This window comes from Clostridium sp. 1001271st1 H5, assembly GCF_005845215.1.
In the GTDB taxonomy this organism is placed as follows: Bacteria; Bacillota; Clostridia; order Lachnospirales; family Lachnospiraceae; genus Enterocloster.
On sequence record NZ_SPHO01000002.1, the window covers coordinates 335201 to 352864 of the forward strand.

The 17664-nt window shown below is 50.7% G+C and carries 15 protein-coding genes; 11 read left to right on the forward strand and 4 right to left on the reverse strand.

The features are described from left to right. The first annotated feature begins 43 nt into the window (after window positions 1-43). From FGS84_RS04755 to FGS84_RS04805, 11 genes are all read left to right on the forward strand, one after another. Window positions 44-1171, forward strand: a complete 1128-nt coding sequence (locus tag FGS84_RS04755; RefSeq protein WP_138306530.1) for an ABC transporter substrate-binding protein — start codon at window positions 44-46, stop codon at window positions 1169-1171. A gap of 98 nt (window positions 1172-1269) precedes the next feature. Further along, window positions 1270-2796 (forward strand): sugar ABC transporter ATP-binding protein, encoded by a 1527-nt coding sequence (locus FGS84_RS04760; RefSeq protein WP_138306531.1) that lies wholly within the window; start codon window positions 1270-1272, stop codon window positions 2794-2796. Then, window positions 2793-3743 carry an ABC transporter permease gene (locus FGS84_RS04765; RefSeq protein ID WP_138306532.1) on the forward strand — a complete coding sequence of 317 codons (951 nt, stop codon included), beginning with the start codon at window positions 2793-2795 and terminating at the stop codon, window positions 3741-3743. The genes FGS84_RS04760 and FGS84_RS04765 overlap by 4 nt, the downstream gene beginning before the upstream one ends. Window positions 3744-3792: 49 nt before the next feature. Continuing rightward, window positions 3793-4773, forward strand: coding sequence for an ABC transporter permease (locus tag FGS84_RS04770; RefSeq protein WP_138306533.1), 981 nt, complete (start codon window positions 3793-3795; stop codon window positions 4771-4773). 13 nt (window positions 4774-4786) lie between these two features. After that, the gene (locus FGS84_RS04775) at window positions 4787-6067 is read left to right on the forward strand and encodes a lactate racemase domain-containing protein (protein ID WP_138306534.1); all 1281 of its coding nucleotides are present in this window, start codon (window positions 4787-4789) and stop codon (window positions 6065-6067) included. 318 nt (window positions 6068-6385) lie between these two features. Then, window positions 6386-7123, forward strand: coding sequence for a 3'-5' exonuclease (locus FGS84_RS04780; RefSeq protein ID WP_138306535.1), 738 nt, complete (start codon window positions 6386-6388; stop codon window positions 7121-7123). A 183-nt stretch (window positions 7124-7306) separates the two neighbouring features. Further along, a complete protein-coding gene (locus FGS84_RS04785; protein WP_138306536.1) occupies window positions 7307-8872 on the forward strand; it encodes a VanW family protein in 1566 nt (521 codons plus the stop codon). Then, complete coding sequence (locus FGS84_RS04790) at window positions 8872-9465, forward strand: AIR synthase (RefSeq protein WP_138306537.1); 594 nt, start codon at window positions 8872-8874, stop codon at window positions 9463-9465. The genes FGS84_RS04785 and FGS84_RS04790 overlap by 1 nt, the downstream gene beginning before the upstream one ends. Before the next feature lie 49 nt (window positions 9466-9514). Further along, window positions 9515-9997, forward strand: coding sequence for an Lrp/AsnC family transcriptional regulator (locus FGS84_RS04795; RefSeq protein WP_138306538.1), 483 nt, complete (start codon window positions 9515-9517; stop codon window positions 9995-9997). Next, window positions 9994-11166 (forward strand): aminotransferase class I/II-fold pyridoxal phosphate-dependent enzyme, encoded by a 1173-nt coding sequence (locus tag FGS84_RS04800; RefSeq protein ID WP_138306539.1) that lies wholly within the window; start codon window positions 9994-9996, stop codon window positions 11164-11166. Before FGS84_RS04795 ends, FGS84_RS04800 begins: the two co-directional genes overlap by 4 nt. Window positions 11167-11188: 22 nt before the next feature. Further along, on the forward strand, window positions 11189-11692 hold the full coding sequence (locus FGS84_RS04805; protein ID WP_347563792.1) for a tRNA (cytidine(34)-2'-O)-methyltransferase: 504 nt from the start codon (window positions 11189-11191) through the stop codon (window positions 11690-11692). A gap of 160 nt (window positions 11693-11852) precedes the next feature. On the opposite strand, the gene FGS84_RS04810 is transcribed toward FGS84_RS04805, so the two are convergent. Genes FGS84_RS04810 through FGS84_RS04825 form a run of 4 tightly spaced genes read right to left on the reverse strand, consistent with a single transcriptional unit; the run spans window position 11853 to window position 17635 of the window. Then, a complete protein-coding gene (locus FGS84_RS04810) occupies window positions 11853-13616 on the reverse strand; it encodes a hydantoinase B/oxoprolinase family protein (protein WP_138306541.1) in 1764 nt (587 codons plus the stop codon). After that, window positions 13597-15675 (reverse strand): hydantoinase/oxoprolinase family protein, encoded by a 2079-nt coding sequence (locus FGS84_RS04815; protein WP_138306542.1) that lies wholly within the window; start codon window positions 15673-15675, stop codon window positions 13597-13599. Before FGS84_RS04815 ends, FGS84_RS04810 begins: the two co-directional genes overlap by 20 nt. 50 nt (window positions 15676-15725) lie before the next feature. After that, a complete protein-coding gene (locus FGS84_RS04820; protein WP_138306543.1) occupies window positions 15726-17057 on the reverse strand; it encodes a TRAP transporter large permease in 1332 nt (443 codons plus the stop codon). Further along, window positions 17057-17635, reverse strand: a complete 579-nt coding sequence (locus tag FGS84_RS04825; RefSeq protein WP_138306544.1) for a TRAP transporter small permease — start codon at window positions 17633-17635, stop codon at window positions 17057-17059. Before FGS84_RS04825 ends, FGS84_RS04820 begins: the two co-directional genes overlap by 1 nt. Between the last annotated feature and the right edge of the window lie 29 nt (window positions 17636-17664).

A 17664-nucleotide genomic window follows, 5' to 3' on the forward strand; every position in this document is an offset into this window, starting at 1 on the left:
TAACGGGTATTATTTTAGAAAGAAAAAAAGGAGAAGATGAATTATGAGAAAAATGTTTACAGTAGGTTTGGCAGCAGTAATGGCAATGGGCCTGTGCGCCTGCGGTTCGCAGAAAGCAGCGGAGACAACGGCAGCGCCTGCAGCGGCAGAGACCACAGCAGCAGCGGCCCAGGAGGAAAAGAAAGAAGAGAAGGAGGAGGCCACACAGGCCCAGGCTTCGTCTGAGGCAGCCGGCGGGGAAGGATATGTGGTGGCCCTGTGCAACTATTCCATCGGCAACTCATGGAGGGCCCAGATGGAGCAGGAGTTTGTGGCTGAGGCGGAAAAGCTGAAGGCAGAGGGAGTGGTAAGCGAATACTACATCACCAATTCCAATGAGGATATCAACAAGCAGATTAGCGACATGCAGGATTTGATTACAAAGAAGGTGGACGCCATTGTCATCACGGCTGCTTCCCCCACGGCCCTGGCACCTGTGGTAGAAGAGGCAACCGAGGCTGGAATCAAGGTTGTTTCCTTTGACAACGTGGTAGAGACAGACGAGCAGGTTGCCACGGTAGGTATAGATGAGAAGGAATTCGGCCGTATCGGTGCAGAGTGGCTGGTGGACAAGCTGGAAGGCAAGGGCAAGATTGTGGTTCTGAACGGTATCGCGGGAACAGCCACCGACTCCCTGCGCTGGGGCGGTGCTGAGGAGGTGTTCAAACAGTATCCCGATATTGAGATTCTGGGCTCCGCTAACGCATCCTGGGACTATGCACAGGGCAAGGCTGCCATGGAATCCATGTTGTCCGCTTATCCGGAAATCGACGGCGTGTGGTCACAGGGCGGCGCCATGACACAGGGGGCAATTGATGCATTCATAGCAGCTGGCCGTGACCTGGTTCCCATGACAAGCGAGGGCAACAATGGCGCTATCCGCGCATGGATTGAGAACAAGGATAAGGGGCTGTCCTGTATAGCGCCTTCCAATCCCACCTATACCAGCGCCGAGGCTCTGCGCGTTGTCATCAAAGCCTTAAACGGCGAGGAAATCCCGGAGAACGTGGTCATGGATATTGAGACTGTAACAGAAGAAAACGTAGACCAGTATTACCGTGCGGATATGCCAGACAGCTTCTGGGTACTTACAGAGCTGGACGATGCGACTCTTCAGAAGCTTTACAAGTAGTCAGGCGCAGTAACTGGGGATTATGGACAGGCCGATGGAAATCGGCCTGTTTTCCACATAAGGACCATGTCTGTTCCGGAGAGAGAAGGAGGTTAACAGTGGCTGAAGAGATTTTAAAAATGGTCAATATAACAAAACGGTTTGCCGGAATAACGGCCCTGGACCGTGTACAGTTTTCCTGCAACAAGGGGGAAGTCCATGTGCTGGCCGGGGAAAACGGGGCCGGAAAGAGCACCATACTTAAGATTCTGGCAGGAATCCATGAGGCGGATGAAGGGGAAATATATTTCCACGGCAAAAAGGTGGTTATCCGCAATCCTGAGCAGTCCCAGAAACTGGGAATCGCCATGGTGTTCCAGGAGCTGACCCTGGTGGGGGAAATGACGGTCTGGGAGAATATCTACCTGAACCAGGAGCCGGTTACCTGTCTGGGGAGAATCAACAGAAAGGAAATCAAAAAGCGCATTCAGGAGGCCATGGACCGCTATGGAATCCATATTGACCCGGATGCCGTGGTAGAAAGCCTGCCGGTAGCTGAACAGCAGATGGCGGAAATCCTTAAGATTCTGGTCAGGGACCCGGAGCTGATTATCCTGGACGAGCCCACATCCGCATTGGCCAAGAAGGAGGTAAAGCAGCTGTATCAGATTATCCACAACCTGATTGCAGACGGAAAGACCATTATCTTTATTTCCCACCGCCTGGAGGAGCTGTTTGAGCTGGGCGACCGGATTACCGTATTCAAGGACGGATGCTACATAGGGACCAGAAACATGGACGAGATAAATGAGGATGATTTAATACGGATGATGGTAGGGCGTTCCCTGAACAATGTATTTCCGCCGCCCGTATGTGAAGTGGATGAAAGCCAGGTTATCTTTGAGGTAAAGAACCTGGCGGATGCAGGCCATAAGCTGAACCGGGTCAGCTTTCAGGTACATAGGGGGGAGATACTGGGGGTGGCCGGACTGCAGGGACACGGACAGACAGAGCTGCTTAATTCCATCAGCGGACTCTATCCCCTGTCTGAGGGGGAAATGATTGTAAATGGCAAACAGGTAAACATAAGAAACGCAGGCCAGGCCATTGCAAACGGAATCGCCCTGGTGCCCTCGGACCGGAAGAACCAGGGACTGATGCTGGAACTTTCCAACCGTCACAACCTGTCCGTATCCAGCATGAAAAAACGAATGAAGGGCTGCTTCATTGACAAAAAGGCGGAGCAGGCATTCAGCGAATCCATGACAGCAAAGCTCTCCATTAAAATGGGAGGTCTGGACCTGCCTGTATCCAGCCTGTCAGGGGGGAACCAGCAAAAGGTGGTCCTTGGCAAGGAGCTGGCAACAGAGCCCAAGGTCATCCTCTTTGACGAGCCCACCCGCGGCATTGATGTGGAGGCAAAACGGGAATTCTATCAAATCATGCATGATCTGGCGGCCCAGGGAGTGGCCGTTGTCATGAATTCCAGCGACATGATGGAGGTAATCGGCATGAGCAGCCGGGTGATTGTCATGTACGAGGGCAGGATATCCGGTATCCTGGAAAAAGCGGAGCTGACAGAAGAACGAATCATGCAGCTTGGCATGGGACTTGAAAAGAACAGAAAGGAAGGTGAGGAAGCGTGAAAGGCGGACTGAATAAGAATTTCTGGCATAAACACGGGCATACAGTCATCATATATGTGTTCCTGGCAGCGCTCATGGTTTTTGTAAGCGCATTTAATAAGGACTTTTTCACCCTGGGGAATTTTAAGAACCTTCTGCGTTCCTCCTTTCCTCTGCTGATGGCTGCCCTGGGGCAGACACTGATTATACTCACAGGGGGCATTGACCTGTCACTGGGAGGAATCGTGGCGCTGTGCAATGTGGTCTGCGTTCTGGCCATGAACCCGGATTCTGCCTGGGGTTTTATCCCTGCCCTTGGGGCGGCGGCAGCAGTGGGACTGGCCTGCGGGGCTGTAAACGGGGCTCTCGTCACAAAAGGACGCCTGGCGCCCATCATTGTAACCATAGCAACCACAGCTGTGTTTGACGGCATGGCGCTGCTGCTTATGCCCAATCCGGGAGGCAGTGTGCACAAGGCCTTTGCCAGGTTCCTGACCAGAGGATTCTCCGGAGCCGTACCCTTTCTGCTGTTCCTTGTCATTCTCTGCCTGGTGCGCAGTCTCGCCAACACCACTCCCTACGGTAAGGCCCTGAGGGCCATTGGAGGCAGTGAAAATGCAGCCTATTCCACAGGTATCCGGGTGGGAAGAATAAAATTCCGGGCCTATTGTCTGGCCGGGCTCCTGTGCGCCATGGCAGGAATCTTCCTGAGCGCACAGATGAATTCAGCCGATGCCACCATAGGAAAAAATTATGCCATGAATGCCATCACTGCCACGGTGGTGGGCGGAACAGCCATGACAGGCGCAGTGGGGGACCCCCTGGGAACCATAGCAGGCGTGTTCATCATTTCCATTATCAACAATATGCTGAACCTGTTTGGCGTTTCTTCATTTTACCAGTTCATATGCCAGGGTCTGATACTGATTGCAGCCCTGTCGCTGAGCGCGCTGCATAAGAAGCGTTAGAGCAGCATACGGGACTCATTTTAAGTATAGAAAGGTAAGGTGAAAGAAAGTGGGAGAAGAAAAGAGCAGACAGGCATCCAATATACAGTTCATCAAGAAAAATGCAGGCAGTTCCCAGGTCATGGTTTATGTTATACTGGTGGTATTACTGCTGGCAGCCCAGATTCTGTCCCCGGGTTATCTAAAGCCCACGCATGTGGCAGGAATCCTGAGACTGGCGTCCTTTATGGGCATTGCTGCAATCGGACAGAACCTGACCATACTGACAGGCGGAATCGATTTATCCATTGCCAATACCATCACCTTTGCAAATGTGATTGCAGCCCAAATCATGATGGGGCGGGATGAAAACCTGCTCGCTGCGCTGCTGTCAGTGATTGCCATGGGCGTGGTGGTGGGATTTATCAACGGGGTGGGAATCCACTGGCTTAAGATACCGCCCTTTATCATGACACTGGGCGTGGGTACGGTCATCCAGGGGGTATTCCTCATATACACAAAAGGTGCCCCAAAAGGGAATGCGTCCCCTCTTCTGAAGGCCATCTGCGGGCAGAGCTTCATAGGCATCCTGTCCGGTATTGTGGTCATATGGGCTGTCATGGCAGCCGTAACCATAGTGCTGCTGCGGAATACGCCCTATGGAAGGAAGATATATTCCGTGGGTACCAATGAGCAGGCAGCCAGGTTTTCAGGAATCCATACCGGGCGGGTGACGTTTTCCGTGTACCTGATATCAGCCGTCATAGCGGCTGTCTCCGGTTTCTTTCTTGTGGGTTACACGGGAACCAGCTTCCTGGACGTGGGAACCAGTTATAACACAAAGACCATAGCGGCCGTTATCATCGGAGGAACAGCCATTACCGGAGGAAAGGGCGGATACATCGGCACCATAGCAGGCGCGGTCATTATGACCATACTGGATGATTTCCTGACCATTGTCAATATTCCGGAAGCAGGACGCCAGATTATGCAGGGCGTCATCATCGTACTGCTGGTACTTATATACAGCAGGGAAAAGCATAAGAAGTAGGGGGTGTTCATATATGCTGAAACACATAGCTGAATTCAGCGCACAGACAGAGTCGGGGGAGCTTACCCCCGAACAGGCGGAGGATGTGCTGGACCGTATGCTGGAAGGACTTCCAAAAGCCGGGCGGATTCTCCTGGTTCCGCCGGATATCACCCGCTGCTATTCCTATGGCGGCGTCATTACCTCCTATCTGTATCACAGGCTCCGCATGGAGGCCGATGTCCGCATCATGCCTGCCGTGGGAACTCACAGGGCCATGAGCCGGGAAGAACAGATACGGTTTTTCGGGGAGGATATACCGGAGGACGTTTTTTGTTACCACGACTGGAGGAAGGACGCGGTATATATCGGCACAGTGCCCGGCGATTACTGCAGCAGGGTGTCCGGAGGCAGGTACCGGCGGGATATCGGGGTGGAGGTAAACCACTGCGTGGTGGACGGCAGCTTTGACCTGATACTGTCCATTGGCCAGGTGGTGCCCCATGAGGTCATCGGCATGTCCAACTACACCAAGAACATACTGGTGGGCCTGGGAGGACGGCCCATGATTAACGGCACCCATATGCTGGGCGCGCTCTGCAATCTGGAAACCATCATGGGAAATACGGATACGCCGGTGAGGGCAATTTTTGATTATGGTGAAGAGCATTTCCTTGAGAATGTACCGTTGGCATATATTCTGACCGTTGCGTCGGAACAGGAGGGGAGGACCGCCCTTCACGGCCTCTTTACCGGTGCCTCCAGGCAGGTATATGAACATGCGGCGGCTTTGGCAGGCAGACGCTGTATCAGACAGGTGGAACGCCGGGCAAAAAAGGTGGTGGCTTATCTGGAGCCGGAAGAATTTTCCACCACCTGGGTGGGAAACAAGGCCATTTACCGCACCCGGATGATGATTGAGGACGGCGGTGAACTGCTGGTCATTGCACCGGGGATAAAGGGCTTTGGCGAGAACCCGGAGGTGGATGGGCTCATACGCCGTTACGGGTATAAGGGTACGCCTTATACCATGGAGCTGATGGAAAATGGAGCGTTCCCCGACTCCGCCATGGTGCCGGCCCATATGATACACAGCTCCTCAGAAGGCAGATTCCGGATTACCTATGCAGTGAATCCGGACAATGTGACCGGAGAGGAGATAGGGCAGGTTGGATATGGATTCATGGATGTGAAGGAGGCGCTTAAGCGGTATCCGGTTTCAGAGATGGAAGACGGATGGCAGACAATGGAGGATGGGGAAGAGGTTTATGTGGTGAAGGCGCCGGCTTTAGGGTTGTGGAGGGTTATGGCATAAGGGGGTTCGTCCGCAAAGCGGGACAGGACGGGCAGCCGGGACAGGGACTGGTTACGGACAAGTCTCTGTCCCGGCTGCCTGTCCTGTCCCGCTTTGCGGGCTGTGTCCTCCGGCCATAAGGGGAGAAATTAATCTTATGTTGCTTTATTCTATTATTTCCAGTTCCATTTCCGCTGTAAGTGTAGTAGAATGGGTCATAAATATGAGGATTGATTTGAAATATGGTTTATTTGGCCTGCGGTGTTTACTCAGGTGGATGAAGATTTTCAGAAGCATGGAGATAGTTGGAAATACGATGACTTTTAGAAAGAGGAAGATATGACGAATTCATACATAGCCCTGGACCTGGAGACTACGGGGCTGGAGGCCAGGGTGGAGAAGATTACGGAGATTGCTGCTTTGAAGGTGGTGGAGGGCTGTGTGGAGGAACGGTTTGTTTCTCTGGTGAACCCAATGCGGCAGCTGGGTGAGAGGATTACTGAGCTGACCGGGATTACGGACCATATGGTGAAGGATGCACCTGTGATTGAGGATGTGATTGGGGATGTGGTGCGGTTTTGCGGGGATTTGCCTTTGCTGGGGCATAATATATTATTTGATTATGGTTTCCTGAAACGGGCTGCAGTGAACAGCGGGCTGGAGTTTGACCGGGAGGGGATAGATACCCTTGGTATCTGCCGGCTGTTTATGCCGGCTGCTTTGAAACGGAATCTGACCTGCGCCTGCTCCTTTTACGGGGTTTCACAGTCCGCGGCCCACCGGGCCCTGGCGGATGCGGAGGCGGCCCATGGGCTGTATCAGGCGATGATGGCCCGCCATGGCATGGAGCATCCGGAGGCTTTTGCGGCGAAACCCTTGATTTATAAGGCAAAAAGAGAGCAGCCGGCCACAAAAAGGCAAAAAGAATACTTGCACGATTTGTTAAAATGTCATAGAATAGACGTAACTGTGCAGATAGACGCCATGAACCGCAGCGAGGTGTCGCGGATGATTGACAATATTATCTCCCAGTACGGACGGATGACAAGAAGAATATCCGGGGAACAGGAAGACTAAAGAAGAGATTCTGAGGCATATTATTAAAAGAGGTGAATGTACAATGCTTAATATGAGAGATCCAAGGACCAAGAAAATCATTTCCACCATCATTGTTGTTGTATTAGTGTTGGCGATGATTGTGCCTATGGCCTTAAGCGCACTTATGTATTAATTGCATTACAGTTTGAAAGAGGAGAATTTATGAGAAATCGTATCGGAAATGCCGGCCTGACAGCGGCCATCAGTATGGCGCTGCTTGCGGCATTTCCAGTGATTGCCTGGGCGGCGCCTGTGCTGCCGGCCGGGATAACCGCAGGCAGCCAGAGCCTGGCCGGAATGACGGCCGAGGAGGCGAAGGCAGCGGTCCAGGAATATGTGGACGGCCTGGCGGCCCAGTCAGTGACCCTTAGTGTGGATGGACAGGATGTGGCTACCACGGCGGGGGAGCTGGGCTTTCACTGGATTAACACAGACGCAGTTGATGAGGCGGCCAGCCAGTATGCCGGCGGCAGCCTGATTAAACAGTACATGATTGAAAAAGAGTTGGCGGCAGCGCCCGTGGAGATTGAACTGGAGACAGAAGTGGATTCTGCGAAGGTAAAGGCTTTTGTGGATACCCAGTGCCAGGGAATCACGGCGGAGCCCCAGAATGCATCTATAACCAGAGAAAATGGACAGTTTGTCATTACAGACTCAGTACCCGGACGGGTGGTTGACGTGGCGGGGACAGAGGCAGCCCTTAACCAGGCGCTGGAGGGCGGACTGGACCAGCCCATAGAGGTAACAGCCCAGGTAACAGAGGAACAGCCGGCCATTACCAGCGATGCCCTGGCCACCATACAGGATGTGCTGGGCACCTATACAACTGATTTCAGCAGCAGCGGCGCAGCCCGCTCCACCAACCTGGCAGTAGGCGCGGCTAAGATTAACGGCCATGTGCTCATGCCCGGGGATGTCCTGTCCGGCTATGAATGCCTGCAGCCTTTTACCACAGCCAATGGGTATAAGACAGCGGCGGCTTATGAGAACGGCCAGGTCGTGGACAGCATCGGCGGGGGCGTGTGCCAGCTGGCTACCACACTGTATAACGCTTCCCTGGAAGCAGAGGTGGAGATTGTCCAGAGACAGAACCACTCCATGATTGTCACGTATGTGAAACCATCCAGGGACGCGGCCATTGCAGGCACATACAAGGATATTAAGATAAAGAACAATTACAGCACCCCTATTTACGTGGAAGGGTATACCTCCGGCAGGAAGCTTACCTTCACCATATACGGCAAGGAGACCAGACCCGCTAACCGGAAGGTGGAATACGTGTCTGAAACCCTGGGAAGCACCAGTCCGGGCGAGCCCCAGCTCATTGTGGACAATGCCCTGGCTCCGGGAGCAAGGGTCAAGGTCCAGTCCTCCCATACAGGACTCCGGTCCAGATTATGGAAGGTAGTGACCGTGGACGGCGTGGAGCAGGAGAGGACCCTGCTGAACAAGGACACCTACAATGCCTCCAAGGCCATTTACCGGGTAGGCCCCGACCTGCCGGTAGCATTGCCCATTGTGCCGGATGTGACGGCGCCTGTGGATACGGCTCCGTCGGAGACAGCACCGGTAACCGGTGTGGATGGAGGCCCGGGTGTGACGCAGCCGGCTCCTGAACCGGCTCCGGCTCCCCAAGCAAGTCCGGCTCCGGCAGCGGACCCTGCACCGGCGGCAAACCCTGCGCCGGCTGACGGCGGACCCACGGTCACTCCTGTGGAGGGACCGTAATGCGGACGGCCGGACAGGGACCAGGCGGATTCGAAAAGCGCGGCGGCTTCATGATGCCGGGGCAGGATTTGGTGATGGCTGGTTATACCGGATTTGCAGGGACCGTAAAGATAGGGGAAGAAAAGCGGGATATTCTGACGGCGCGCTTTTCACCTGTGTTCTTAAGGTGCCTGGAAGAAGCGGAGCCATACTCCGTGGAACAATGGATAAAAGGTGGGCAGAAGGAGGAGCCCTGCTCCTTCACTGCTTACGAGTATGCAGGAGAGGGCGGCGTATTAGCTGCCCTTTGGAATTTATCAGGGATATTTAACGCGGGAATCGATGTGGACCTCAGGTGTATGCCCATGCGGCAGGTCACGGTGGAGGTGTGCGAGCTGTTTGAACTGAATCCCTACCGGCTGTACAGCGGAAACTGTGCCATTCTGGCTGCGGACAGAGGCGGACAGCTGGTGAGAAGGCTAAGGGCAGAGGGGATTCCTGCAGACGTCATCGGAAGTGTGGCGGAGGGAAATGTAAGACAGATACGCCATGGCCAGGAGGGAGCTGGATTTCTGGAACGGCCCCAGCCCGATGAACTGGCAAAGATACTATAAAACAGGTTAAGAAGCCATGCAGACATGGAAGGATGGAGGATGATATATCATGAGAGAAAAGATACTTGCGGTTATTGAGAAAAACAGCAGAATTGACCTTAAGGACCTGGCCGTACTGTTGGGAGAGAGCGAAATAGCGGTGGCCAACGAGATAGCGGAGATGGAGAAGGAGCACATTATCTGCGGATACCACACACTGATTAACTGGGATAATACCAGCGAGGAAAAGGTAGTGGCTTTAATCGAGGTAAAGGTGACGCCTCAGAGGGGCATGGGCTTTGACAAGATAGCGGAGCGCATTTACCAGTACAGCGAGGTGGATTCCGTGTACCTTATGAGCGGCGCCTACGACTTCACCGTGTTAATCGAAGGCAGGACCATGCGCCAGATTGCCCAGTTCGTATCCGACAAGCTGGGTCCCATGGAATCTGTTTTGAGCACTGCAACCCATTTCGTATTGAAAAAATACAAAGACCACGGCACCATTATCAGTGAACAGGTGCAGGATGAAAGGATGCTGATTACCCCATGAGAAACCCATTATCCGATAAAATTGTAAAGATACCGCCGTCCGGTATCCGTAAATTCTTTGATATTGTAAGCGAGATGAAGGACGCCATCTCCCTGGGCGTGGGCGAGCCTGATTTTGAGACGCCCTGGCACATCCGCGAGGAGGGCATTTATTCCCTGGAAAAGGGCCGTACCTTCTACACCTCCAATGCCGGCTTAAAGCCTTTAAAGGTGGAGATATGCGAATATTTAAAGCGCAGATGCGGGGTTACATATGACCCGGACCAGGAGATACTGGTGACGGTAGGCGGAAGCGAGGCCATTGACATTGCCATGCGCGCCATGTTAAATGAAGGGGATGAGGTATTGATTCCCCAGCCCAGCTATGTGTCCTATATGCCGTGTGTCACCCTGGCGGACGGCGTGCCTGTGACCATTGAGCTGGAGGAAAAGGACCAGTTCAAGCTGACCCCGGAAAAGCTTTTGGAGAAGATTACAGACAGGACCAAGATTCTCGTTCTCCCCTTCCCCAACAACCCCACGGGTGCCATCATGGAAAAAGAGGAACTGGAAGAAATTGCAAAAATAGTCCTGGAAAAGGACTTGTTCGTGATATCCGATGAAATTTATTCCGAACTGACATACAACGGGAAACGCCATGTGACCATTGCCTCCTTCCCGGGCATGAAGGAACGGACCGTGCTCATCAATGGCTTCTCCAAGGCCTATGCCATGACGGGCTGGCGTCTGGGATATGCCGCTGCTCCCCATATTATCCTGGAGCAGATGCTTAAGATTCACCAGTACGCAATCATGTGCGCTCCTACCACCAGCCAGTATGCTGCTGTCTCCGCCATGAAGAACGGGGACCCGGATGTGTCCATGATGCGGGAATCCTACAATCAGCGCAGGCGTTTCCTTCTCCATGCCTATGAGGAGATGGGGCTTACCTGTTTTGAGCCAATGGGAGCATTTTATACCTTCCCCAATATCAGCCGTTTTGGCATGACTTCTGAAGAATTCGCCACCCGGTTCCTGGAAGAGGAAAAGGTAGCCGTGGTGCCGGGCACTGCATTTGGTGACTGCGGAGAGGGATTTGTCAGGGTTTCCTACGCCTACTCCCTGGATAACCTGAAAGAGGCCCTGGGGCGCATGGCAAGGTTTGTAAAGAGACTGGACGGCAGGGAATAGCGGAAAGAGGCAGCATACCATGATGAATATTGTACTTTTAGAACCGGAGATGCCCTCCAATACCGGCAATATCGGCCGCACCTGCGTGGCCACCAAGACCAGGCTCCATCTCATCGAGCCCCTGGGTTTTAAGCTCAACGAAAAGGCGTTAAAGAGGGCCGGACTGGACTACTGGGACAAACTGGACGTGACTGTGTACAGCGATTACGGGGACTTCCTGGAGCGCAATCCCCAGGCCCGGGGCAGCATGTATTTTGCCACCACCAAAGCCCACAGGGTGTATTCCGACGTGTCCTACGGTCCGGACTGTTATCTCATGTTCGGCAAGGAAAGCGCCGGCATCCCGGAGGAGATACTGGTGGACAATGAGGACCGCTGCATCCGGATTCCCATGTGGGGCGATATACGCTCCCTGAATCTGTCCAATTCAGCAGCCATTGTGCTGTATGAGGCGTTGAGACAGAATGGGTTTGAGAAGCTGGAGCTGAACGGCCGTCTTCACCATCTGCACTGGAAGGATGAATAGGCATCGATGGTTATTAGATTAGTGATAATACAAGAGTACCCCTGGAGCGGATGAGAATTCGCTGCTCCAAGGGTACTTTTTAGATTTGTTTGGGAAGTGCTGCTGTTCCAGGCACAAGACATATGGTCATATCTTTTAATAACAAGAAGATATATGCCGATTAACTCTCTTTTTCATAGACATGCTCAGCACGAATTTTATCTGTTAAAGCTTCATCAATAGAGTAATGCCGGTCCTTTTTCCGGATTACTACCCCATAACAATCCCTTGCGCGTTCAATTGAAATCAGTTCTTCACGCACATCTTTCAGGACTTTCTGAGGGTCGCGCGTGAAGGGATCTCCCCAACCGCCTGCGCCGGGAGTTATGATGGTCACGATTGTATCCGTATCCACAGGAAGCGTCATTTTTGAGTAAGCCAATTCTCTGACAACCTTATCAGGAGTCTGAAGAATGCAGTGTGATGTACCTCCTCCCATTCCGCCATAGACGCCCCAAGGATGCTTCGCCATACGGTCCGTACTTAAGGTGAGAGTGGTTTTGGTGCTTAGAACCTGTATACATCTGCGCATTCCAAGCCCGCCACGGAAACGTCCGGCACCGTCCGTGTCCGGCTCGAGAGAGTTGGAACGGACCATAAGAGGATAGGTCATCTCAATGACTTCGGCAGGTGCATTGCGCGTGTTAGTCATATGTGTCTGCACTGCATCCATTCCATCCAGTGTCTTCATTGCGCCCTGACCTCCGGCATATGTCTCAATGTAGTTATAGAGGTTGCCACGGCTATCCGTGCCTCCAATATTAAAGAGGCTGGTGACGCCATTGGATGCTGCGGCCGAACGCTCGGGAGCCGCTTTATAGAGAGCGCCCATTAGGACATCCACAACTTTTGGTGCAGTTATGATGGTTGAATTTGCAATCGCTGCTGGGGCCTTACAGTTTATTACGCTGCCATAGGGGGCTTTCACTGTAATCGGACGATATGTACCAATATTGGGTGGCAGACCTGGGTCCACTAAAACTTTGACTACATAATAACATGCAGACCTGGTGCAAGCAATATTACTATTGAATGAATCATCCACCTGTGGGTCAGTTCCTTCAAAATCAAAAAGGATTCCGTCATTGTCAATGATGGTTTTGACCTTAATTTTTACAAGGGGTGGGGTACGTTCCGTACCTTCAATGTAATCTTCATAGGTATATATACCGTGAGGTAAAGCTTTCAAACCTTCGCGCATACGCTTTTCGGAATAATCAAATTGCGCTTCAATATAGTTCTGTAGACTTGCCACCCCATATTGTCCGCACATTTCCTTCAGCCGCTTGGCCCCCACGTTATTGCAAGCCATCTGAGCATGAAGATCTCCCCGTACTTCCGTACTTGTACGCACATTTTGCACAATGAATGAGAGAAGTTCCTCATCTACAATCCCCTTTTTAACAATTTTAAGAGGTGGAATCTGTAAGCCTTCCTGATATATTTCTCTAAGGCCTGACGCCATGCTGCCGGGAGCATATCCGCCAAGGTCAGAATGATGGGCCATGTTGGCTGCTATGAATTCTATTGTTCCATTGACGAATACAGGAGTTAATAATAAGATATCGTTTAAGTGGCCTGGACCTACAGGATAAGGTACGTTAAATATTATATGGTCTCCCTCGTCTAAATCATCAAGGGACATCTGTTGGAATACATAGTCCAAAGCTGAGGGCATTATGCCAAGGTGTATCGGACAGCCCAGCTCTGTCTGTGAGATAACCTCAAGATTCTTTGTATATATAGCGCAAGAACAGTCTCGGCGGTCCTTGATATTAGTAGAATAGGCGGTACGAATCAATGCCAGGTTCATTTCATCGGTTATTGAATACAGCGCATTCATGATAACCTGCAGGGTAATCATATCAACATTTTTGCGGTTCATTTGTGTACTCCTTCCGTTGTTCAATGATTAAATTACGGTATTTATCTACGATGGCATCATAGCCTTCAAAAAGGACTGTGGTGGAATCTGCCTGCTCTACAATGGCCGGGGAGAAAATTTTGTTGCCATGGCGCAATTTCCGGCGGTCATATATATTTATTTCTTTATATGTACCATCCATATATACCCGTCGCATTCCTTTTATAGCAGCACTACAGTCCTCGCCTACATAAGGTTCTTCTGCAAGTTTAGGTTTACTAAGCAAACCGATGGCAGTTAAACGGATATTGACAATCTCCACAAATTCATCTTCCATTGCATAGCCATATTTATCCTTGTGAGTATTGCTGTAATCACGACAAATTGTGCGCAGGTCCTCAGCGGAGTACTGGTCGATATTAGGTATAGACAATTCCAGTTCATAGCCCTGTCCCTTATAGCGCAGGTCAGCGGAGCGATGGAATATGATATCATTTTCATGAACATGTTCTTCCACAAGTTGCATAAGCGCCCCTTGTTCCATTTGGGCATATTCTTTACTGAGTGCGGCAGAGTCCAGATTCCACAGATTATGAAGAAAGGTCTTTGAATAATCATGACGGAAGTCTGCCATTAGAAGACCCAGCGCGCAGTTAACACCAGGTGCTTCAGGCACAATTAGTTTCTGTATATTCATCTGTTTTGCCAGAGCTACTGCATGGACAGGGCCTGCACCTCCGAAGCAAACTAACGCAAACTTTCGGGCGTCATGGCCTCGTTCAACAGACACCATGCGGATTCCACGCACCATGGTGGCGTTTACGACCTTGAGGATTCCTTCAGCAGCCTCCTCAACGGTTAAATCCATTGGTTTTGCAATATGTTCATAGATTGCTTTTTTTGCGCCCTCTATATCCAGTCCCATATCACCGTTGGCAAAGAATTCGGGGTTTAGATAACCAAGCACTGCGTTGGCGTCGCTTACAGTCGGCCTTGTACCACCGCGCATATAGCAGACAGGTCCAGGGTCTGCACCGGCGCTCTCAGGGCCAACCTGCAGCGCACCGCCTGCGTCAACCCATGCTATGCTGCCGCCGCCAGCTCCCAGAGTCTTAATATCAATCATTGGAACCTTTATGATATGACCATCTATATCGCTTTCCACAGTATAAGAGGGTTTGCCGCCGCTGGCAAGGGAAACATCAAAGCTGGTGCCTCCCATGTCTACCGTGATGATATCTTCAATGTCAATCATCTTTGCTGTTACGAGACCACCAAGCAAACCGGCCGCCGGACCGGAAAGAACTGTCTGGACGCTTTTTTTGCTGGCTTCCTGGCTGGTAGCTACGCCGCCGTTGGATTGCATGATATGTAAATCTGACTGAATGCCCATTTTTTTGATTTCTTTTTGTATTTTTCCAAGATATTGTTCAATTATGGGCATTACATAAGCATTGATGACTGTAGTGCTGCTTCTCTCATACTCCTTATACTCAGGAAGGGTTTCGCAGGAAAGACAGACGCGTAGTTCGGGAGCAGTTTCTTTCAATATATCCCGAATACGGAGTTCATGGGAAGGATTCGCATAAGAATGGAGTAAACAGACTGCCACAATTCCAATGCCCTCATCCACCAGGATTTTAGCTATTTTGCGAACTTCTTCCTCATCAAGGGGGACCTGTACCTCGCCGGTATAGAGCATACGCTCATCTACTTCGAAACGATACTCCCGCGCAATAAAGGAATCAGGACGACGTGAAAAGTAATCATATAATTTTGGGCGGGACTGCCTTGCAATATGCAGAACATCACGGAATCCCTTTGTGGTAATAAGCGCAGTTGGTACACCCTTGCGCTCGATTAGTGCATTTGTGGCGACCGTTGTTCCATGTATAAGAAAGTCTACCTGACTCAGGTCCACATCATACATATCAACAATCTTATTAATCCCATTGATAACGGCCTTATTAGGTGCTTGCGGTACAGACGGGGTTTTGGTGAGGTTGATGGTGCCTTTCGCCTCATCAATCACCACCACATCTGTAAATGTACCGCCTACGTCAATGCCAAGTCTTACCATGTTTACCTTTACTCCTTTCAAATTAATATTAGTTGGAATTTTATTTTATGTTACATTGTGCCGGGCAGCCAGGTGGCAAGCTCCGGGAACAGGTAAAGAACGAAGACATATATTAACATTATAAAGAAATATGGCAAAGAGCCTCTTATTACCTGACCAAGGGTAAAACCATCCGGACTTTCAGGATTGGGATAGTTCTGAGCGATTCCGTGAATTACAAACAGATTCATGCCGATTGGAGGCGTTAGGCAGGCCACCTGAGCCATAACTACAAAAAATACTGCAAACCACAGCGGGTCAAACCCAAATGCAATAATAGCCGGGTAGAGAACGGGCATTGTCAGATAGAGCATGCAGGCAGACTCCATCAAACATCCAAGTACCAGATAAATCCCAATACAGATTAGGAAAAACCCAAATTTCGTGAGGTTTAGTGAAAGCAACCATTCGGTAACGGAGCGGTTGATACCAGTATTGACCAGAAGATAATTGTATACCTGGGCGCTGACAATGATGAGCATCAGAACAGCTGTGGTTTTACCTGCACTAATCATAGAATCACGCAGCATTTTCCATGAAAAAGAACGATTGATAATTGCAAAGAAACAGGCCACAGCCGTTCCCACGGCTGCTACCTCCGTCGGAGTGGCAATACCACCGTAGAGACAGCCAAATATGGTAACCATCAGCAGAATCATAGGCAGGATGTCGGGAATTGCCCGCAGTTTCTCTTTGCCGGTAGCTGCTTCAGGCGCAGGGGTTAGCCCTTTTTTTATAGTGCACCGGATACCAATGTAGAAAATGAATATTAAGGCAAGAAGAAAGCCGGGCACTACACCTGCCATAAACAGTTTGGTTACGGAGCCATTTGTCAGTGTACCGTAGATAATGAGGGGTATACTGGGAGGGATGAGAAGACCAAGGGTGCCGCCGGATGCAAGAGAACCAAAAAGCATTTCTGAGTTATACCTGCGCTTTGTCATTTCCGGTATCGATACCGACCCGATTGCCGCAGCTGTAGCTATTGCAGATCCGCTTATAGCAGCAAAAAATGCGGTGGCAGCGATATTAGACTGCAGAAGTCCTCCTGGCAGTTTTCCAATGAGTTTGGCCAGGCCGCGGTAAAATTTTGCGCTGATGTCAGCGCGAAGTACAATCTCGCCCATGAGTACAAAGAGGGGGATTGCCGTCATCGTATAGCTGATTGAGTTGTTCCAGACAATGGAACCGATAGCTGTCATGGCTGCTGCAGAGGTAGGTTTACCAAAGATAAGAAGTCCGATAACACCTGCCGTACCAAGAGCGAAAGCTACCCACTCACCGATGAAGAAAAGAGCGAATAATATGACCATAGTGAGGATAAATGTTACTGCCCAAGACATTATTTTTTATCCTCCTTTACTATGCTTAATTGCTCGATTATCTCTTTTTCTGTTGCAGACTTCTCTTCCTTCAGCAAAATCTTTCCGGTCGTTTTCAAAAAGTCCCGTCCGGTGAGAACGGTCAGACACAGGAATAGAATTAAACTCCCAAGAGGTATAAACAGTTGCGGAATCCACAGCGGTGTCTTAATGAAGCTTACAGAACGTGCACTGTTGACAAGAGATTTGTACATATAGTCAAAGGTGTACTTGAATAGAATTACGGTATAACACAGCACTACCAAATCAATGAAAATATCCAGGAAACATCTGAGTTTTAGAGGGAATCTGTTATATAGGATATCGATACGGACGATTGCGCCCTCCTGAAGGGCATAGGCTGAAGCAAGGAAAAAGCCGCCTGCCATAAGATAGCCGGAAATCTCATCCGAAACCATGGTAGAGCTGTTGAAAAATGTACGAAGCACCACTTCTGTGAATACCAGCAGAAACATCAGTACCAGCATGAATCCGCCGATATAGGCGCCGGCGTATGTTATTTTACGAACAAGCTTTTCATAGGAGTACCAAAGTTGCATTTTAAAATCACTCCTTTCGATAGTTGCAG